This is a genomic window from Pseudomonas sp. AC193, assembly GCF_979258075.1.
Map to the genome: position 1 here is coordinate 6,179,696 of NZ_OZ409832.1, position 19,505 is coordinate 6,199,200.

Sequence of the window (19,505 nt, forward strand, 5' to 3'; positions counted from 1 at the left end):
GACACACCGCATTCGCGAGCAAGCCCGCTCCCACAGGGATCCAGGCAAGTCTGTAGTTATCAAACTTTTTGATCGTTATCCCCGATAATTCAGCCTAAGCGCCGGTAGGAACCTGCTGTTACAATGCCGGCCTGCGAATTTTCAGACTCTTTAGATCAGGAGCACACCGGTGCCTGTCGTCTTTGTCGCCGCTTCCAAGCTGCCAACGCCTTTTGCGCAATTCACCATGCACGGTTTTCTCGATGAAGCCACCGGCCGCGAGCACGTGGTGCTGAGCCTCGGTGAGTTCACCGACGGTGCCCCGGTACTCGGCCGCTTGCACTCCGAATGCCTGACCGGCGATGCCTTGTTCAGCCAGCGCTGCGACTGCGGCTCGCAACTCGAAGGCGCACTCAAAGCCATCGCTCGCGAAGGCCGAGGCGTGTTGCTGTACCTGCGCCAGGAAGGTCGCGGCATTGGTCTGTTGAACAAGATTCGTGCTTACGAGTTGCAGGACGGCGGCGCCGACACCGTTGAAGCCAACGAGCGTCTGGGCTTCGCCGCCGACCAGCGTGACTACGCCATGTGCCTGCCGATGTTGGAGCATCTGGGCGTTAAATCCCTGCGCCTGATGACCAACAATCCGCGCAAGGTCAAAGCCTTGACCGACATGGGCATCACCGTCGCCGAGCGCGTGCCACTGCACACCGGGCACAACCCGCACAACAAACTCTATCTGGCGACCAAGGCCAGCAAGCTCGACCACATGATGGGCAACGAGCATCAGGGCGAGGTAGACCGGGCGTGACCCGTGGTCAGGTGCGGCGCCGATTGTCCGTCGCCTGGTGGAAATACCTCGCGCTGGCACTGGTGCCGCTGTTCGTGATCAACGCCCTGTTCGGTCAGAGCGAGGGCATTTTGCCGGTGCTGGCGATGCCGCTGTTCATTGCCGGCGTGGCGTCGATGTTTGTCAGCCTGAAGTTTTTCGGTCGCTACAAACACGCACTGATCGCCACGCAAAAAGCTCTCGATACCCATGAAGAACCCGGCGCGTGGATTGCCCTTGCGGCGAACCGTCGCTCGGCGTTTCTCGCGGCAGCCTTGCCAGCGTGGATCGGCGCACTGGCGGTATTCGTCGGTCTCGAAGCGGTGCCGTTGATGGTGCTGGCGCTGTCCACCGCCGTGCTGTTTTATCTCTACCGCATCCCGCGTCAACTCGGCTGATGCACCGTCTCTGGCTGGCGGTTCTGCTGCTGGCCGTCAGCGGCCCGGTGCTGGCAAACCTGCGGGTGGTCAGCCTGGCGCCGTCGCTTTCTGAAATAGTCGTTGAGCTGGATTCGGCTGACCTGTTGGTCGGGGTGCTGGATGCCGGTGAACGTCCTGCGGAAATTGCCAACGTTCCGTCGGTGGGTCGTTACGGCCAGCTCGACATGGAACAGTTGCTCAGCCTTAAGCCTGATTTGTTGTTGCTCTGGCCCGGCAGCGTCGGCCCGGCACAACGTGATCAGTTGAAGCGCTTGGGCATTCCGACTTTCGTCGCCGAACCGCATTCTTTAGATCAACTCTCCACGCAGATTGAAGCCATTGCCACGCAATTGGGCCGACCTGAGCGCGGGGTGAAACTGGCAGCGGATCTGCGGCAAAAACTCGCGGATCTACGCCAGCGCTATCACCGGGAAGTGCCGTTGCGGGTGTTTTATCAGGTGTGGGACAAACCGCTGTACACCGTGGGTGGCGGGCAGATCATCAGTGATGCGCTGCAAGTGTGCGGGGCGCGCAATGTGTTCAGTGATCTGACCTTGCCTGCGCCGCAAGTCAGCATCGAGGCGGTGTTGCAACGTGATCCCGAAGTGATTCTGGCCAGCGACCAGTCCCAGCTCAACGCCTGGGAAAACTGGCCGCAGGTCGCCGCTGTAAAGCAGCAGCAATTACTGCTGGTCACCGACAAAGGCCTCGAACGCCCAAGCGGCCAGATGATCGACGCCACCGCCAAGCTTTGCCAACTCATCGCGCCTAGCCAATAACTTGTGGCGAGGGGATTTATCCCCGTTGGGCTGCGAAGCTGCCCCAAAATCTGCCAATGCATTTTTTCAGTTTGATTGAGTCAGCGTTTATTGCGACTGCTGCGCAGCCGAACGGGGATAAATCCCCTCGCCACAGGGATGGTGGAAAATCTTAGAGTTGAGGTGTCCAAGTGACACCAAACATCCACATCCGACCTTCCTCGCGATAACCATACTGACCGCCGTCATAGCTGTAATTCGCTCGGCTGTAACCCTTGTCGAAAACGTTATCGACCTTCAGATCCAGCTTGATCTCGCGGTTCAGCGCCCAACTGCTGCGCAAGCCGAACAATGCGTAGCCACCCAGCGATTGATTGTTGTCGCGATCGTCATAACTGCTACTTACCGCCTGCCAGCTCGCACCGACACTGATCCGATCAAACTGCCGATCCAGATCCCAGCTCAACGTCCGCCGCGCACGACGCGCCAGGGTATGCCCGGAATCACGATCGCGCGGATCAATGATCGACACGCCCAGGTTGCTCTGCCAGTCGAACAGTTCCTGTGTCAGCGCCGCTTCAAAACCGTTGATTCGCGCCGAAGCGACGTTCTCTGGACGTGAGTTGCTGCCGAAGATAATCGCGTCTTGCAGATCTGTGCGGTAAATCGACGCTTCCAGACGGCTGCTGTCGCTCAACTGGCTGCGCCATTGCAGCTCGTAGCTCTTCGACGTTTCCGGTTTCAGATCCGGGTTGCTGAAGTCCGGGTAGTACAGGTCGTTAAAGGTCGGTGCGCGGAAGCCTTCGCTATAACTCAGCAACAGATCGTTATCTGGATTGAACGGCAGGGTGAACGTGCCGCTCCAGGTATTCTGGCTGCCGAATTGCTGATTATCGTCGTGGCGCAGGCCGAGTTCAGTGGAGAAGCTGTCGGCCTGATAACGATGCTGGATAAACGCCGCGCGGTTCCAGCGGCTGTCCTCGTCAAACGCGGTGCTGCTGTTGACGCGATCCTCGTACCAGTCGCCGCCGAGGATCAAGCTGTTGCGCGCGTTCAAGGTCAGGTCGTTCTGCCAGTTCACCGAATCGCGATAGGTGTTGAACACCGTGCGCTCGTCGCTGAGTTTATCCAGGGTCTTCTCGCGGTTCTCGGTATGGCCGAACTCGACGCGGGTTTTCCAGAGGTCGTTGACCCGTGCGTCGAAGTAGCTGCTGATACTGCTGACATTAAAATCGCTGTAAGGCTGCTGCTGTACCGACTCGAAGGTGTTCATGTCGAAGCGGCCGAACGGGTTGTCGAACTCGCTCTTGCCACGGTTATCCAGCAGATTGGCGCCGATTTCGATGTCATCGGTCAGCGCATGGCTGAGGCTCAGGCTGATGGATTTGTTGCGATAGGCATCGTGATCGGCATCGCTTGGATACGACTCGTGCGTACGATCAATCCCGGCGGTTTCATCAAGGCTGGCGCCGAGATTGAAGCGGGTTTTGTCATCGCCGCCGGACAAACCGAGGCTGCGTTCCCACGTCTGGTTGCTGCCGAAACCAATGTGCATGCGTGGCTGCAAACCCTGATCAGTACCGCGCCGGGTGAAAATCTGAATCACCCCGCCAATCGCATCACTGCCGTAAATCACCGAACGCGAGCCGCGCAGCACTTCCACACGCTCGATCTGCTCGATGTTCAGGTGCTGCAGATTGCTGTCGCCCGAAGTCGAGTTGCCGATGCGCTGACCATCGACCAACACCAGGCTCTGCGCCGATTGCGTGCCGCGAATATAGATCCCCGGCAGACTGCCGCGCCCGCCAGTCTGCGCCACTTGCACACCCGGCACGCGACGCAGCAAGTCCGGCACGTCGCTCGGTTGCAGGCGGTCGATGTCGTCACGGGTGAATACGGTGTTGGCGGCGCTGCTGTCGTTGCGCGCTTCGACCTGGCGGTTGGCGGAGATCAACGTGTCCGGCAGCTTCAACGCCTGATCACGCTCGAAGTTATCGGCGACGGCATTAGCGGACGGCAGCAAGAAGAAGGGCAGGGCGAGGCGCGAGAGTTTCATGGCAATCCATCGGGAATTTCAGGTGTACACAAATCAAATGTGGGAGCGGGCTTGCTCGCGAAGGCGCTATGTCAGTCAACTCATCATTGACTGATCCGACGCTTTCGCGAGCAAGCCCGCTCCCACAAGGGTATTGCGTTTATTTATCGAGCAGCGCCAGGCGCTGACGAATCGACGCTTCGATCCCGGCCTCATCCAGCCCACACTCCGCCAGCATCTGCGCAGGCTTCGCGTGTTCGACGTAGATATCCGGCAAGCCCAGATGCAGCATCGACTTGAGGATGTTCTCCCGCGCCAGGAACTCGCTGACCGCGCCACCGGCGCCGCCCATGATCGCGTTCTCTTCGATGGTCACCAGCAACTCGTGGCTGCCGGCAATCTCGCGCACCAGTTCTTCGTCGAGCGGTTTGACGAAACGCATGTCGACGACGGTGGCATCCAGCTTCTCGGCGACTTTCAGCGCTTCAGTCAGTTGCACGCCGAACACCAGCAGGGCGACTTTGCTGCCCTGACGGCGGACGATGCCCTTGCCGATTTCCACCGGTTCGAGATCTTTTTCGATGGTCGCATTCGGGCCGTTTCCGCGCGGATAACGCACCGCCGCCGGGCCGTTGTAGAGGTGGCCGGTGGTAAGCATTTTGCGCAATTCGTTTTCATCGCTCGGGGTCATGATGACCATGCCCGGGATGCAGCGCAGGTACGACAGGTCGAAGCTGCCAGCGTGGGTCGGGCCGTCTTCGCCAACCAGACCGGCACGGTCGATGGCGAACAGCACGTCGAGGTTTTGCACCGCAACGTCATGCACCAGTTGATCGTAACCACGCTGGAGGAACGTCGAGTAAATCGCCACCACCGGTTTCGCGCCTTCGCAGGCCATGCCGGCCGCGAACGTCACCGCGTGTTGCTCGGCAATCGCCACGTCGAAGTAGCGCAGCGGGAAGCGTTCGCTGAACGCCACCAGATCCGAACCTTCCTTCATCGCCGGGGTGATCCCGACCAAGCGTGGATCCGCCGCCGCCATGTCGCACAGCCACTCGCCGAACACCGCCGAATACTTCGGCCCGCTGGCTTTTTTCGGCGCAGCGGCCGGAGCGTCCAGGGGTTCGAGTTTGGTGATGGCGTGGTAGCCGATCGGGTCGACTTCCGCCGGGGCGAAGCCTTTGCCTTTCTTGGTGACGATGTGCAGGAACTGCGGGCCTTTGAGGTCACGCATGTTGCGCAGCGTTGCGATGAGGGTTGGCAGGTCGTGGCCGTCAATCGGACCGATGTAGTTCCAGCCCAGCTCTTCGAACAGCGTGCCGGGAACCAGCATGCCTTTGGCGTATTCTTCGGTGCGACGGGCGATTTCCCACGCGCCGGGCAGGCGCGACAGGACTTTCTTGCTGCCTTCACGCATGCTCGCGTAAGTGCGGCTGGACAGGATCTTCGCCAGATAATTGGACAGACCGCCAACGTTGCGAGAGATCGACATGTCGTTGTCGTTGAGGATCACCAGCATGTTGGCGTTCACTTCCGGCGCGTGGTTCAGCGCCTCGAAGGCCATGCCGGCAGTCAACGCGCCGTCGCCGATCACCGCGATCGCCTTGCGATCACTGTTTTGCAGGCGGGCGGCAATCGCCATGCCCAGCGCTGCACTGATCGAGGTGCTGGAGTGGCCGACGCCAAAGGTGTCGTACTCGCTCTCGGCGCGGCGCGGGAACGCCGCGATGCCGTCCTTCTGACGCAGCGTGCCCATGCGCTCGCGACGACCGGTGAGGATCTTGTGCGGATAAGCCTGATGACCAACGTCCCACAGCAACCGGTCGTCCGGCGTGTCGAAGACGTAATGCAGCGCGATGGTCAGCTCGATCACGCCCAGGCCGGCACCGAAATGCCCACCGGTCTGACCGACCGTGTAGAGCAATTCCAGGCGCAACTCATCGGCCAGGGTTTCCAGCTCGGCTTCGCCTAACCGGCGCAGGCCGTCCGGCGTATTCGCGCGGTCGAGCAGGGGCGTGGTCGGGCGCTTGCGGGGAATCTCATGAAACGTCGTGGGCATCAGGCGAATCGTTATAGGTATAAAAGATGCGGCAGTTTACCTGATGCATCGCCCCCTGCCCACGCGTTGGTATTTTTTGGCTGCTCGGCGCTTAGTTGCGCCGCTCAACGATATACCGGGCCAGCTCACGCAAAGGCTCAGCCGCCGCGTCAAACGGTCGCAGCGCATGCAGTGCCTGATCGCGCAGTTCCAGGGCGTAGGCCTTGGCAGCGTCGAGGCCGAGCAATGCCGGGTAGGTTGGTTTGTCACGAGCGATGTCAGCGCCCTGGCGTTTGCCGAGGGTTTCGGTATCGCTTTCGACGTCGAGGATGTCGTCCTGCACCTGAAACGCCAGGCCGATGGCCTGTGCATAAGTCTGCAGGGCACGCAGTTCGTCTTTCTCGGCACGGCCGCTGGCGAGGGCGCCGAGTCTGACGCTGACTTCGATCAGCGCGCCGGTCTTGTGCCGGTGCATCTGTTCGAGGGCTTTTTGATCGAGCTTGAGGCCGACCGAGCCGAGGTCGATGGCCTGGCCGCCAACCATGCCCGCCGGGCCGGCAGCCTGCGCCAGCGCGGTGACCATTTGCAGACGGATATCGCTGCTGCAATCGCTCAGGCGCGGGTCGAGCAGGGCGCTGAAGGCCAGACTCTGCAAACCGTCACCGGCAAGAATCGCGCAAGCTTCATCGAATTTTTTGTGGGTCGTTGGCTGGCCGCGACGCAGATCGTCATCGTCCATCGCCGGCAAGTCGTCATGCACCAGCGAGTAGGCGTGGATCAACTCAACCGCGCAAGCCGCGCCGTTGGCTTGCTCAGCCTTGCCGCCCAACGCTTCGCAGGCAGCATAAGCCAGCAGCGGACGCACGCGTTTGCCGCCGTTCATCACGCTGTAGCGCATGGCTTCATAAAGACGTGCCAACTCCGGCAGCGGCGCATTGAACAGGGTTTCCAGAGCCGCATTGACGCGGTTCTGGCTGGTCGCCGTGTACGCTGCAATCATTCTGGCTGTTCCGCGTCGAAGGGTTCCTCGGCGAGTTCGCCATCACGCTCCAGCAGCACTTGCACCTTCTGCTCGGCTTGCGCCAGCGCTGCCTGGCAATCACGGGTCAGACCGATGCCCTGCTCGAAAGCGGTCAGCGAGTCTTCCAGTGACAATTCACCGTTCTCCAGACGCTCGACCAATGTTTGCAGGTCGGCGAGGGACTGTTCGAAATCCAGTGCAGCTTTTTTGCGGGCCATGGCGGCGATTCCGGTTGACGTTAAACCGGCGCGACACTAGCAGATAGGGGGGGTGTGGGCAAATGAGCAGGGCGATGCGCGCCAGAACAAATGATCCTTTGTGCAGGATAAAGATCTTCTCTGAATGAAAAGATCCCTTGTGCAGAACAAAGATCTGATCTGAATACAAAGATCCTTTGTGAGAACAAAGATCTCATCTGTATACAAAGATCCCTTGTGAGAACAAAGATCTCATCTGTATACAAAGATCCCTTGTGAGAACAAAGATCCTTTGTGGCGAGGGGATTTATCCCCGTTCGGCTGCGCAGCAGTCGTAATCAATGCTGACTCGGTAGACCTGAAAATAGGTGCTCGTAGCTTTTGGGGCTGCTGCGCAGCCCAACGGGGATAAATCCCCTCGCCACAGGGTTAGCGGTGATTTTGGAATGCAGAGGCTTATTCGGCTCATTTTGTGAGCCGAATAACTTTCCTAATCGGCTCACAACCTTCAAAAGGCCAGTTTCCTACAGCCATCGCACCTGTATCCGATTGTTAAAAAACCACCAAATGGCTAATCTTCGCGCCTTCTACGACCCGACAGTCACGGGTCTTTCAGACGAAACGCAGTTTCACCGCTGTGAAGTACCGAGGATCGGGTGCAAGGTTTCGTTCAGGCATGGCAGGAGGCATCACATGCGTTCACTTCTTTTGCTGTTGATCGGCCTGGCCTGCGCGCCAGTGCTGTGGGCCGCGCCGACTGCCGAACTGTCTGAACCGGTCGGTGGCTGGCGCTATCACGGCTTGCTCGATCGTACGGAAAACCCGCAAGTCGCCTACCCGACGCCGCCGATCGATCGCGGCATTCAGCGCAATCGCACGATGATCCAGGGTCAGCTCAAGGCCATCGGGCATCAGCGCCCGCCACACAGCCTTGCGGTAAATGGCAATCCACTGAATCTGTACACCGACGACCAGGGGCGTTTCGCCCGGCCGTATGCGTTCGGCGCGGGCTCCAACAGCGTCGAGGTGATCAGCGCCGAGGGCCAGTCGCTCAAGCGCGTGCAATTTTATGAAGCAAACAATTTGCGCACGCCGGCGCGAATTCGTCTTGTCTTGGGATGGGACGATCCGAAAGCCGAACTCGATCTGCACATTGTCACGCCCGACGGTCAGCATGCGTTCTGGGCGCAGCCGGCGCTGAGCAATGGCGGCGGGCTCGACCCGGATGGCGTCGATGGCCCCGGCCCGGAAATGTTCACCATGACCGCGCCGTTGCATGGCACCTATCTGGTTTACGTCAACTATTGGGGCAACTTCGGCAACGGCGGCTATAACTTCGAGGAGACCAGCAATCAGAACGAGGTGATCACCTCGCAAATCACGCTGGTGCTCAACGAAAACACCGTCGACGAAAAACGCGAAACGTTCATCGTGCCCCTGCGGGCGATCGGTGATTTGCTGCTGGTAAAGACTTTCAACTATTAATAAGCATCCCGCTGCACGGATGAAATCGGGCTTTGAAAAGATGAGCGAAAACACTGTGACTTCGGCTGTCGACACGCCAGCGGCGAAACCTTCGCGGCGCTGGCCATTGCTGCTGGCCGGGTTGTGCCTAGTGGCTGGTGTGGCGGGTGGTTTTGGCTGGCTGTTGCTCAAACCCAAGGCGCCGCCAGCAGAATTGGTCAGTGACAAGCTCGGTCTGAGCCGCCCGGACGCGCTGCTTGAAACACATTCCCTGAGCCAGTTGCCCAAAGACTTGCTGACGGTTCCGTTCCTCAAAGCCACGCTCACCGAAGATTTCGTCTTCTATTACGAAACCCACGCCGATCGTCTCGGCCTGATCGGTAGCCTGCGCCGGATCATCTACGAGCATGATCTGAAGTTGCAGGACAGCCTGATCGAAGCGCTTTTCGATCAACCGGCCGACGTGGCGCTGTGGCGCGGGGCGGATGGTCGCCTGAAGGATTTTCTGTTGGTGATGGATCGCGGCGGTCTGGCCAAATTGTTCGAGCCGCTGGCGAAGGTCGCACTGGATGACACGCAACTCAGCCAGATCGCCGAAATCAAGGTCGGTGGCGACACCGTGCCGCTCTATCAGTTGACTTACAACGCGAGCAAAGCCCTGCTGTTCGCTTCTCACGGCGACAAACTGGTGGTGCTGTCCAACCCGGCCAAGTACTACGACCCGGAAAGCGGCGCCTCCGAAGAGTCGGGTCACGTTTCACCGCAGGCATTCGCGGCGCTGCTCAACGGTGAAAAACTGTTCCCCGAAGCCTTCGGTCTGCCAGCGAAAACCCCGGAAACCAAACAGCGTCTGTCGGTCAATTCCAGCGTCCTCGCCATGGGTTATCAGCGCTTCATCCCGAACTTCGCCGGGCTGCGTTTCGACATGGACGACAAGGGCTGGCACAGCTACCTCGCGATGGATGAACTGGAAAACCAGCCGGACTTCGATTTCAAACCGGTCTGGCAGGCGATGCCGCTCGGCGCCAGTGCCTGCGTGACCTTGCCGGTCGCTGCCGAACCGCAAAAACCGCTGCTGGTAAAACTCGGTGCCGAAGAAGCCGTGGCGCAAACCCTCACCGAACACGTCGCGGGTGCAGCGGGCTTGTGCTGGTATGCCGATTCGCGTTTGTACACGCCGCTGTTGGTTGCCAGTCTGAAAGATGAAGACAGCGGCAAACTCGACGGCGACCTCGGCAAATTGTTCGGCTCGATGGTCGGCGCGTTTGAGTCCAATGTTGAAGAAAACGTGTTTCCGGTGGTCGAGAAACAGGAAGGCCAGAACCACGTCTGGCAGCGTCAGGTCAGCTCCAACTTCGGCCCTTACGCAGCCAAAGATGCCGAAAACCCGGACGCTATTTCCGGCAAGGCCTTCATGAAGGTCAGCCTCGCGCGACACGGTTCGACGCTGCTCTTCTCCCTCGATGACAAACTCGTCGACAAGGCCCTCGGCACCCTCGACAAACGCTTCCCGCCGATGGCCGACGTGCTGCCCAAAGACGTGCTGATGCCGATCTACTTCGGCCCGGATTCGATGGCGCAACTGATGCAGCAGGAAACCCTCGACAGCCTGCCGCAGGACATGGAACCGGTGTTTTACAACGCCGCGCAAACCTACCTGATCCCGAAACTGCGCACCCTCGGCGGTTACGGCAAATACGCGTTGACCTTGCCCGAAGGCAGCGAGCCTGACGGCCACTGGCAATGGCTGCCGCTGGAGTGGAAAGCACTGTGACGGCACTGATGCGCAGTCTCGGCTTGCTTGCACTGTTACTCAGTGCGGGAGCCCGAGCCGTCGAAGCGCCGGCGCTTGATCCGGCACAGTCCCAGGTGTTTCGCGCCTGGTTCGTGCGCATCGCTCAAGAGCAACTGAGCCAAGGCCCGAGCCCGCGCTGGTATCAACAGGATTGCGCCGGGCTGGTGCGTTTCGCCGCCAACGAAGCGCTGAAAGTCCACGACGACAAATGGCTGCGCAGCAATGGCCTGTCCAATCGTTATCTGCCGCCGGAGCTGTCGCTGACCGATGACCAGCGCAAGCTCGCCCAGCAATGGCAGCAGGGTGGCGGCAAGGTCGGGCCGTACGTCAACGCGATCAAACTGATTCAGTTCAACAGCCATCTGGTCAGCCGCGACGTGTCACAGGCGCGGCCGGGTGACTTGATGTTTTTCGATCAGGGCGACGACCAGCATCTGATGATCTGGATGGGCCGCTACATCGCCTATCACACCGGCACCACCACCCCGACTGACAACGGCATGCGTTCGGCAAGCCTGCAGCAACTCATGACATGGAAGGACACCCGATGGATACCCGACGCAGCCAACCCCAACTTCATCGGCGTCTATCGACTGAACTTTCTCTCCCAATGACCGGTGCCCGCATGTTGCGTTTTCTGCCCCTACTGTTGGTATTAGCCCTGCCTTTTTCGGCGGTGAATGCCGAAGATACCGTCGAGCCGAGCGGCTATACGCCGGTGTCCGGTGAGAGCTTTTTCCTGCTCGCCGACAGCAGTTTCGCCAGTGATGAACAGGCAATGGTTCGCCTCGAAGCGCCGGGCCGCGATTACCGTCGATTCCGTATGGAACCGTATGGCGGCGCCGACATTCGTGTGTACCGCATCGACAAACCGCTGGACTTCCTCAAGCGTCAGAAGAACCTGCACCGCGTGGTCAGCGATGGCCAGTTCAAGGGCGAAGGCTTGTCCAACACCCTCGCGTACCTGTGGGATAACTGGTACCGCAAATCCCGTCGGGTGATGCAGCGCGCGTTCTCTTATGAGTCGCGCAAACAGGTCACCGAAGAAGTACCGGAACTGAAGATGGGCAACGCCATCGCCGCACCGACGCCGTACGACGCGCAGCCGCAATTTGCGTTGATTCCGGGTCTGCCGGTGGTCAGCCAGTTTCGCTATCCGTTGTGGCAGGCCAAGCCGATTCAGCCACCAGAAGGTGTGAATCTGGCGGGGTCTTCCAGTGATTTCGTCAGCGTCGCACCGGGCAACGTTTACATCCCGTTGGGCAATCTGAAGCCGGGTCTGTATCTGGTCGAAGCGCTGATCGGCAAGTACCGCGCGACCACCATGGTGTTCGTCTCCAACACCGTCGCGGTGAGCAAGATTGCTGGCGATGAATTGCTGGTCTGGGCCGCACGCAAACACGAAGGCAGCTCGGTGCCGAAGGTCAATGTGCTGTGGACTGACGGCCTCGGCGTGATGAGCAGCGGCGCAACCGATGCCGATGGTTTGCTGCGCCTGAAACACGTCAGCCCTGAGCGCTCGTTCGTCATCGGCGAGGACGAAGAGGGCGGGGTGTTCGTCTCCGAAAACTTCTATTACGACAGCGAAATCTACGACACCAAACTGTATGCCTTCACCGACCGGCCGCTGTATCGCCCGGGTGATTGGGTGTCGTTGAAGATCGTTGGTCGAGAGTTCAAGAATGCGCGGGATTCGGTGCTGCCGGGTGCGGCAGATGTCAGCGTCGCGGTGCTGGATGCGACGGGCACCGAGTTGCAGCACCTCGATTTGAAACTCGATTCGAAGGCCGGCACTCAGGGCCGCTTCCAGTTGCCGGATAACGCGGTGGCGGGCGGTTACGAGATTCGTTTCAACTACAAGGATCAGGCCTACAGCAGCGCTTTCCGTGTAGCCGAGTACATCAAGCCGCACTTCGAGATTTCGCTGAACCTGGCCAAACAGGATTACCGCACCGGCGAACCGGTGAAGGGCAGTCTGGTGCTGCTGTACCCGGACGGCAAACCGGTGGCCAACGCCAAACTCACTCTGAGTCTGCGCGCGCAACAACTGTCGATGGTCGACAACGAACTGCAATACCTCGGGCAATTCCCCGTGGAACTGACCAGCACCGAACTGACCACCGACAGCAAGGGCAACGCGACCCTCGACCTGCCGGCCGCCGACAAACCGAGCCGCTACATGCTCACCGTGTTTGCCAGCGATGGCGCGGCGTATCGGGTCAAGACCACCAAGGAAATCCTGATTGACCGTGGCGCCGCAAGCTTCCGCTTGAGCGCGCCGCAACGCTTCAGTGCGGTCGGCGACAAGGTTGCGTTCAGCTACGCCAACGAGGGCGGCAGCGAGCAGAGCAAAGCGGTGACGCCGAGCACTTATGGCTGGGTGCGTCTGGAAGACCAGAGCACGGGCGAAGGCAAACTCGCGGCGACGGACAAGGGCTTCAGTCTGGCGTTTGATCGTCCCGGCACTTACAACCTGACGTTGAAAGACCAACACGGTCGCGTGCTCGGTGCCACCGGGCATTCGGTCACCGGCGATGGCGTCAAAGCAGTGCCAGGCACCGTGGAAATCGTCCTCGACAAACCTGAGTACAAGGCAGGCGATGAAGCGCTGGCGCTGATCACGTTCCCGGAGCCGGTCAGCGATGCCTTGCTGTCGCTGGAACGCGACAAAGTCGAAGCCACCGCGCTGCTGGCCAAGGGCGGCGACTGGCTGAAACTGGAAAAACTCAGCGACACCCAATACCGCGCGCGCATCCCGGTGAAAGACAACTTCGCGCCGAACCTGACCTTCTCCGTGCTCTACACCAAGGGTGGTCAGTACAGTTTCCAGAACGCCGGGATCAAAGTGGTCGCGCCGCAAATCGACGTGGCGATCAGCACTGACAAACAGGTTTATCTGCCGGGCGACACTGTCACGGTTGACCTCACCACGCAGTTCGCCGGCAAAGCGGTGCCGGCGCATCTGACCGTCAGCGTCGTCGACGAAATGGTTTACGCGCTGCAACCGGAAGTCGCGCCGACCATCGACCAGTTCTTCTATCACCCGCGCCGCAACAACGTGCGCACCAGCGCCAGCCTGTCGTTCATCAGTTATGACGTCGCGCTGCCGGGCAGTCCGGGGGCGCCGGGCAAAGCCAACCGCAGTGAGCGCGGGGTGAAAGTGCTGGAGCGTCCGCGCCGTGAAGACGTTGACACCGCCGCTTGGCAACCGGAGTTGTTGACCGGCGCCGATGGCAAAACCCGCTTCACCTTCAAGATGCCAGACTCGCTGACCCGCTGGCGCATCACTGCCCGAGCGATCGCCGACGACGGTCAGGTCGGGCAGAAGAAGCAGTTCGTGCGTTCGGAAAAACCGCTGTACCTGAAGTGGAGCGGCCCGAGCAAATTCCGCAAAGGTGATCAGCCACAGCTTGGTGTGTTCGCGTTCAGTCAGGCCGAGAAACCGGTGAAGGCTGAATTGGTCACTCACTACGCTGGCACCGAACAGCGTCTGCCGGTGACTTTGAACAACGGCATCAATTACCTGCCACTGCCAGGGTTCGCATTGGCTTCCGGCGAATGGACTGCGGAACTGGTGCAGGACGGTAAAACTGCTGATGCCTTGGCTGTACGCCTCAGCGCGACGGGTGATGGCTGGCAAGCGACGCAGACGCAAAGTCTCGACGTCGCCAGCGGCGATACGCCGTTAAGCCTGCCAGTGGATGCCACCGATATTCGCTTGCGTCTGGACGACAGTCCGCAAGCGCTGTTCCGCTCGACGCTTGATGATCTGCTCAGCTATCCGTACGGCGGCGTCGAACAAACGGCCAGCCGCTTGCTGCCGTTGAGCATCGCTTATCCATCGCTGGTGTCGAACCCGCAGATCCGCGATCGCTTGCGCCTGATCATGCAAAACAGCCGTCTGCGTCTGGTGCAAATGGCCGGGCCATCGGCGAGCTTTACGTGGTGGGGCTACGACGGTGAGCCGGATGCGTTCCTCACCGCTTACGCCTATTACGCCGACTTCAACGCCAGCCAAGTGCTGGAACTGACCTTGCCGCCGGAGCACTGGCTGCGCGTGTTGGAGGTTTACGCTAAACAAGCGCCGAACACGCCGTTGCTGCAGCGCGCGTTGATTCTGTCGTTCGCCAAACAGATGCATCTGCCGGTGAATTCGTTGCTGACAGGGTTGATGGAGGATCTGGCCAAGGCTGGTGAAGGCAATGCCGAAACCATGCTCGACGATGGCCAAAACAGTTTGGTGATGAGCGATCCGGATTCAGCGCTCGGTCTGGCGGCGGCGCGGGTGTTGACCGCAGCGTTGGCTGCGCAGTCGAAAGTGACCTTGCCGGAAGCCTTCAATCGTCAGGTGGGCGCTGCGCAACAGCGTCTGTCGGTGAGTTCGCAGCCATTTGCCGAAGCGCTGAATGTGTCGCTGCAACCGTTTGATCAGGCGCGCGCGCAGGCTTTGTTGCAACGCCTGTTACCGCAGCAATCGACCCTGGAACGAGCGCTGGCGCTGACCTGGCTACAACGCAGCATCGCTCAAGCCTCGCCGACCATCGCGCTGACGCCGGGTGAAGGCTGGAAGAAAAACTACGGTGCATCTGGTGAGATGTACTGGACGTGGCAGGGCGCGACGCCGGTGCCAAGCGTGTTGACGGTTTCCGGTACTCAGGAGCGTCCATTGCGCGCGGCGCTGAGCTTCCAGACTCAGCAGCCGGCAGTCGATCCGATGGCCGTGACCATCACTCGTCGTCTGTCGCGACTGGTGCCGGGCGACGAAGCTTTCACCTTCAAACTGGAGCCGGTCGGCATTAAACCGCTGTCCAGCGACAGCTTGTACCTGGACGAAGTGATCCTCACCAGCAAAGCGCCGAAGCCGCTGCGTTACGGCATGCTCGAAGTGCCGTTGCCGCCGGGTGCCGATGTTGAGCGCACAACGTGGGGGATCAAGTTGCAGGGCAAGGAAGGCACCGAACCGACCGCACTGGAGAAGGCGCGCTTCGAGCCGGGACAGTTGGCTTACGCGGTGCCGGTGGATGCGCTGAGCGGCGAGTTGCGTCTGCGTCATCTGGTGCGTTTCTCGCAGAAAGGCCAGTTCAACCTGCCGCCGGTGCGTTTCACTCAGGTGTACGCGCCGCAGCATCAGGCCCAGGAAGCGAAAGCCGCGCTCGGTCAGGTCACGGTCAACTGACATGATCCGGTCGCTGCTGTGGCTGATGTTGTGTGTGATGCCTGCGCTGGCGACGGCGCAGGATGAGCCGCTGCGTCTGGCTTATAAAGGCGAGTTGTTGTCGCTGAATCACACGCAGTTGATTGCTCGCGAACCGTTGCCACCGACGCTGGACACGCCATTGGGCAGTCTGTGGAAGTTGTTCGTCTATGCGTGGCTGGTAGATGCCGGCGCGCAGGAACCGGCATATGAATGTCGCGGGCAGTCGAAGGAAGAGGTTTATTGCTGCACGGCGGGCGGCAAGATCGAACGTGATCAGGCGTTGGTGAAATCTTGCGGGTTGTATTTCGAGACTTCGCGGTTGGGGATCGCGGCTGGGGATTGGCGTGCTTATTGGCAGGCGCGGCAGGCGCCGTCGTGGTTGCTGGATTTGCCATCGGTGCAGCCCGCTCAACGAGTTTCTGTAATTGAGTTGCTAAACGTGTTGGCGACTTTGCCGGCGCAGGATCATGCGCGGCGGGTACTGCTCGATGTGCTGCTTAATGCAGCGGACGGCAATGTCGTCGGTGAACTGGGCGGACGTCTACGGGTGAAAACCTGGAGTTGGCTCGGCGATCAGGATCCACAGTCACGGCAGGGCGGGTTCGCGGGGTGGACGGCTGACGGCTCGCCGATCTGGGCGGGCGGGCGCGGCACCAGTCAGATGGTCTTGCGTCATTACGCGCAAGCGCTGTCGACGGTGTTGCCAATTACATGGCCGGCGGAAGCGGGGCGCTGTGTAGAAGTCGGCCTGTTTTCGAAATATCCGGTTTCGAGGGTTTTGGCGGGGAAGCGTATCGCGGCATCGGGTTCATTAAAGGGCGACTACCGTGTCGAGTTCGCCAACGGCAACGCGTTGGATATCCACAGCGACGGCGAACTGTTTCTGCTCAACGACAAACTCGTCGCCCGCGTGGATCGCGAAGAATACGTCGCCCGAGTCCTCGAGCGCGAAGCCAAAGCCGACCCCGCCGAAGCTGCCAAAGCACTTGCCGTCGCCATTCGCACCTATCTATTGCAGAACGCGACGCGCAATGGCGATTGCCTGAGTATTGATGACAGCAGCAATCGACAGCGAGTTGCGCCGCGTCCGGCCTCTGTCGAATCGCGCAACATTGCCGCGTGGACAGCCGATTTGGTGTTGGCCGGCAGTACGGTCACTTATCATTCGGATCAGCCCGGCCCGGACAAACTCTCTTGGCAGCAGGCTGTCGAGCAGGCGAATGCGGGGCAACGATATGACGCGATTTTGCTACACGCCTATCCGCGCGCCAGCCTCAGCCGTTGGGATAACCCGATTGCTTCTTGCCAAGCATTGCCCGCCGCACAGGACTGGCTGCAAAAACAGCGTCGTGGCTGGCGGCCAAAACTGGACAGCGAAACCGGCTACAACGAAGTCAGCACATTTGCCGTGTGCAAACTCGCGTTCGGACGACCTTACGTCGACCGCGAACGCCAGCGCATTTATGTGCGCGGCGTGCTGACCTTGCAGGATCGCCTCGATCTGACTCACGAATATCTGCACCTGGCCTTTGAAGCACATCCCAATGGCCAGGATGAAACCTACATCGAAGGGCTCGCCCGTCACCTTTTGCTGGAATAGACCATGACACTCCGTTATCCACAGGTCTTGCTGCTGCTCTGTGCCTTTAATGTGCTGCCCGTGGCCATGGCTGCCGACAGCGTCAAACTCGACACGCCGGTCGGTGGCTGGCGCAGCGGCGCGCCCGAAGGCGAGGGCGAAAGTTTTCGTCAGGCCGTCAACTACCCGGCCTCGTCAGTGAACACGCCGGTTGGCCAGGCCAAGACCGCGCGCATCAGTGGCGAGATCAAAGCCACGCCGAAGAGCAACGAGCCCGGCCGATTGATCGTCAACGGTGTGAGCATGCCGTTGAAGATCGACGAATCCGGACGCTTTGACCGACCGTTCTCCTTTCCCAATGGCAGCAACAGTGTCGAAGTGCGCAGCCCCGACGGTCAGCATCGACACCGCACGCAGTTTCTCAACACCAGCGGCGGCGCGACCCCGGCCAAGCTTCGCGTTTTATTGGCATGGGACAGCGACGGTACCGACCTCGACCTGCACCTCGTCACGCCCGATGGCGCGCACATCTGGTACGGCAATCGCGTCGCGCCAAACGGTGCAGCTCTGGATGTCGACGTCACTACTGGTTACGGCCCGGAAATCTTCGCCATGCCGGCACCGATCAAGGGTCAGTATCTGGTTTACGTGAATTATTACGGCGGTGGCTATCGTGGAGATGAAGAGGGAGGGGATGACGCGGTACAGCCGTTAACCACGGCGCAAGTAACGGTGATCACCGAAGAGGGAACACCGAGCGAGAAGATGGAGACGTTCCTTATCCCGATGCGCGCGGTGGGAGAGTTGACGCTGGTTAAGTCGTTTAGCTATCCGTGAGGCTCAGGTACAGCGATCGCAACGTTTGCACACGGTTACGCCCTAGATCCTTCGCGCCGTACAGGGCCTGATCGGCCTCCGAAAGCAGGCGCGACAGGTCATAACCGGATTCGCGCGTGGTCACCACGCCGATACTGACGCTGAGCAGTCCCGGCTCAAGGATCGACAGCTGGGCGAACGAACGGCGGATTCGCTCAGCGATTTCCAGCGCAGTCTGTTCATTGCATGAGCCGAGCAAGCAGGCGAACTCTTCTCCGCCGATGCGTCCGGATACATCTTCTTTGCGCAAACTTTCATCGACGATACGGGCGAACGCGATCAACGCCTGATCGCCGACGGGATGGCCATAGGTGTCGTTCAGGCGTTTGAAGTTATCCAGATCGCAGAGCAAAAGCGCGGCCGGTTCGTCTCGGTGTTTGCTATCAGCCAGCAGTTGCCCCGCATTGAGCATGAAAGCGCGGCGATTACCGATGCCTGTCAGCGGATCGCTGAAAGCAGCCGCTTTGAGTTTAAGTTCTGCGCGCTCTTTGACCATCGCCAGAGTGATGTAAGCGATACCGATTACATAGAGCATCGACTCGAACAGCATGAATGAGAAGAACGGCACACCTTCACCGCTCCCCAGTAATGCCTCGGTGACTGGCAAACCTTCATTCATAACGCTGCGCACGGCATAGAAAACAGTGTGCAGCGCCGTCAGTACCAGTGCTGGCATGAAGGCGACATCTAATGTGTGGCGGCTGCGCCAGAACTCCAGTGTCGTCACGACGCAATAACCAAACGCGAGAAGTGAGTAGGCCAGCACGCGATATGACATCGATTGGTAGAAGGCAGGTATCAGGCACAGCAACAGCCAGACAATCGAGCCGAAAAGAATCCCGGGTATGCAGGGTTTGCGACCGACCAGGGTGCGCATGGCTGTCCAGTTGAGTGCGGCGCTGATCAAAAGCGCGACATTGCCAAACAGAATCGGAATGAAGTCGACCCCGCGATCACGCCAACTGATCAGCACAACACCCAGTGCGGCCAACAGCATCATGCAGCCGAGCCAAGCCAGCGGCCGCTCACGGGTTTCGCGAAACCAGGCGTGGAGGGTCAACAGACCCGCCAGAGAAAATACGAAGACCGAGACTACTAGCAGGGTCGGGATGTGAAGGGCCATTCCATGGATTCCCGTAAGGCTCAATACCGACATCCAGCCGGTAAAGGGGATACGGGTAAAAACAGAGGTGTTGTTGATGACGGGATTTAGCACCGCTGCGACCCGTAAGGCAAGCGCTGGGTAAGAGGGGTGAAACGCTGCTTATATATAGGTACAAACAGGGTTAGGCAGAAAGAATGAAAAAGAGGTTGACGGCAG

At 59.8% G+C, this 19,505-nt stretch carries 14 protein-coding genes; 9 read left to right on the forward strand and 5 right to left on the reverse strand.

Annotated elements, in window-relative coordinates:
• Nucleotides 1-169: 169 nt before the first annotated feature.
• From ribA to ACZZ0D_RS27845, 3 genes are read left to right on the forward strand one after another with little or no spacing between them, the layout of a single operon-like run.
• Nucleotides 170-787 carry a GTP cyclohydrolase II gene (gene ribA / locus ACZZ0D_RS27835; protein WP_053124247.1) on the forward strand — a complete coding sequence of 206 codons (618 nt, stop codon included), beginning with the start codon at nt 170-172 and terminating at the stop codon, nt 785-787.
• Nucleotides 784-1,203: an MFS transporter gene (locus ACZZ0D_RS27840; RefSeq protein ID WP_463554743.1), complete on the forward strand. Its 420-nt coding sequence runs from the start codon at nt 784-786 to the stop codon at nt 1,201-1,203. Before ribA ends, ACZZ0D_RS27840 begins: the two co-directional genes overlap by 4 nt.
• Nucleotides 1,203-2,003: a cobalamin-binding protein gene (locus ACZZ0D_RS27845; protein ID WP_463554744.1), complete on the forward strand. Its 801-nt coding sequence runs from the start codon at nt 1,203-1,205 to the stop codon at nt 2,001-2,003. The genes ACZZ0D_RS27840 and ACZZ0D_RS27845 overlap by 1 nt, the downstream gene beginning before the upstream one ends.
• A 151-nt stretch (nt 2,004-2,154) precedes the next feature.
• On the opposite strand, the gene ACZZ0D_RS27850 is transcribed toward ACZZ0D_RS27845, so the two are convergent.
• The 4 genes from ACZZ0D_RS27850 to ACZZ0D_RS27865 all read right to left on the reverse strand — a co-directional run bounded on the left by ACZZ0D_RS27850 (nt 2,155) and on the right by ACZZ0D_RS27865 (nt 7,294).
• Nucleotides 2,155-4,038, reverse strand: a complete 1,884-nt coding sequence (locus tag ACZZ0D_RS27850; RefSeq protein ID WP_463554745.1) for a TonB-dependent receptor domain-containing protein — start codon at nt 4,036-4,038, stop codon at nt 2,155-2,157.
• Between the two features lie 139 nt (nt 4,039-4,177).
• Entirely contained in the window at nt 4,178-6,076 is a 1,899-nt protein-coding gene (gene dxs / locus ACZZ0D_RS27855; protein ID WP_463554746.1) for a 1-deoxy-D-xylulose-5-phosphate synthase, read from the reverse strand.
• Between the two features lie 91 nt (nt 6,077-6,167).
• Complete coding sequence (gene ispA / locus ACZZ0D_RS27860) at nt 6,168-7,055, reverse strand: (2E,6E)-farnesyl diphosphate synthase (RefSeq protein WP_400649358.1); 888 nt, start codon at nt 7,053-7,055, stop codon at nt 6,168-6,170.
• Nucleotides 7,052-7,294: an exodeoxyribonuclease VII small subunit gene (locus ACZZ0D_RS27865; protein WP_003228627.1), complete on the reverse strand. Its 243-nt coding sequence runs from the start codon at nt 7,292-7,294 to the stop codon at nt 7,052-7,054. The genes ispA and ACZZ0D_RS27865 overlap by 4 nt, the downstream gene beginning before the upstream one ends.
• 672 nt (nt 7,295-7,966) lie before the next feature.
• Here ACZZ0D_RS27865 and ACZZ0D_RS27870 point away from each other — a divergent pair.
• From ACZZ0D_RS27870 to ACZZ0D_RS27895, 6 genes are read left to right on the forward strand one after another with little or no spacing between them, the layout of a single operon-like run.
• Complete coding sequence (locus ACZZ0D_RS27870; protein ID WP_401243916.1) at nt 7,967-8,758, forward strand: YfaP family protein; 792 nt, start codon at nt 7,967-7,969, stop codon at nt 8,756-8,758.
• A gap of 40 nt (nt 8,759-8,798) precedes the next feature.
• Nucleotides 8,799-10,511, forward strand: coding sequence for a DUF2138 domain-containing protein (locus ACZZ0D_RS27875; RefSeq protein ID WP_463554747.1), 1,713 nt, complete (start codon nt 8,799-8,801; stop codon nt 10,509-10,511).
• Between the two features lie 8 nt (nt 10,512-10,519).
• Complete coding sequence (locus tag ACZZ0D_RS27880) at nt 10,520-11,146, forward strand: DUF1175 domain-containing protein (RefSeq protein WP_212546267.1); 627 nt, start codon at nt 10,520-10,522, stop codon at nt 11,144-11,146.
• Nucleotides 11,143-15,708, forward strand: coding sequence for an alpha-2-macroglobulin family protein (locus ACZZ0D_RS27885; protein WP_463554748.1), 4,566 nt, complete (start codon nt 11,143-11,145; stop codon nt 15,706-15,708). Before ACZZ0D_RS27880 ends, ACZZ0D_RS27885 begins: the two co-directional genes overlap by 4 nt.
• A gap of 1 nt (nt 15,709) precedes the next feature.
• Nucleotides 15,710-17,329: a DUF2300 domain-containing protein gene (locus ACZZ0D_RS27890; protein ID WP_463554749.1), complete on the forward strand. Its 1,620-nt coding sequence runs from the start codon at nt 15,710-15,712 to the stop codon at nt 17,327-17,329.
• Between the two features lie 3 nt (nt 17,330-17,332).
• Nucleotides 17,333-18,145, forward strand: coding sequence for a YfaP family protein (locus ACZZ0D_RS27895; protein WP_212551358.1), 813 nt, complete (start codon nt 17,333-17,335; stop codon nt 18,143-18,145).
• Here ACZZ0D_RS27895 and ACZZ0D_RS27900 read toward each other — a convergent pair.
• On the reverse strand, nt 18,132-19,307 hold the full coding sequence (locus ACZZ0D_RS27900; RefSeq protein WP_463554750.1) for a GGDEF domain-containing protein: 1,176 nt from the start codon (nt 19,305-19,307) through the stop codon (nt 18,132-18,134). The genes ACZZ0D_RS27895 and ACZZ0D_RS27900 overlap by 14 nt on opposite strands.
• Nucleotides 19,308-19,505: the final 198 nt, after the last annotated feature.

Excerpts from the sequence above, each read along its gene's own strand:
- ACZZ0D_RS27865 (WP_003228627.1), bottom strand. The coding sequence starts at position 7,294 with ATGGCCCGCAAAAAAGCTGCACTGGATTTCGAACAGTCCCTCGCCGAC.
- ACZZ0D_RS27895 (WP_212551358.1), top strand. The coding sequence starts at position 17,333 with ATGACACTCCGTTATCCACAGGTCTTGCTGCTGCTCTGTGCCTTTAAT.
- ACZZ0D_RS27875 (WP_463554747.1), top strand. The coding sequence starts at position 8,799 with ATGAGCGAAAACACTGTGACTTCGGCTGTCGACACGCCAGCGGCGAAA.
- dxs (WP_463554746.1), bottom strand. The coding sequence starts at position 6,076 with ATGCCCACGACGTTTCATGAGATTCCCCGCAAGCGCCCGACCACGCCC.
- ACZZ0D_RS27890 (WP_463554749.1), top strand. The coding sequence starts at position 15,710 with ATGATCCGGTCGCTGCTGTGGCTGATGTTGTGTGTGATGCCTGCGCTG.
- ACZZ0D_RS27900 (WP_463554750.1), bottom strand. The coding sequence starts at position 19,307 with ATGGCCCTTCACATCCCGACCCTGCTAGTAGTCTCGGTCTTCGTATTT.
- ACZZ0D_RS27845 (WP_463554744.1), top strand. The coding sequence starts at position 1,203 with ATGCACCGTCTCTGGCTGGCGGTTCTGCTGCTGGCCGTCAGCGGCCCG.
- ispA (WP_400649358.1), bottom strand. The coding sequence starts at position 7,055 with ATGATTGCAGCGTACACGGCGACCAGCCAGAACCGCGTCAATGCGGCT.
- ACZZ0D_RS27880 (WP_212546267.1), top strand. The coding sequence starts at position 10,520 with ATGCGCAGTCTCGGCTTGCTTGCACTGTTACTCAGTGCGGGAGCCCGA.
- ACZZ0D_RS27870 (WP_401243916.1), top strand. The coding sequence starts at position 7,967 with ATGCGTTCACTTCTTTTGCTGTTGATCGGCCTGGCCTGCGCGCCAGTG.
- ACZZ0D_RS27850 (WP_463554745.1), bottom strand. The coding sequence starts at position 4,038 with ATGAAACTCTCGCGCCTCGCCCTGCCCTTCTTCTTGCTGCCGTCCGCT.
- ACZZ0D_RS27885 (WP_463554748.1), top strand. The coding sequence starts at position 11,143 with ATGACCGGTGCCCGCATGTTGCGTTTTCTGCCCCTACTGTTGGTATTA.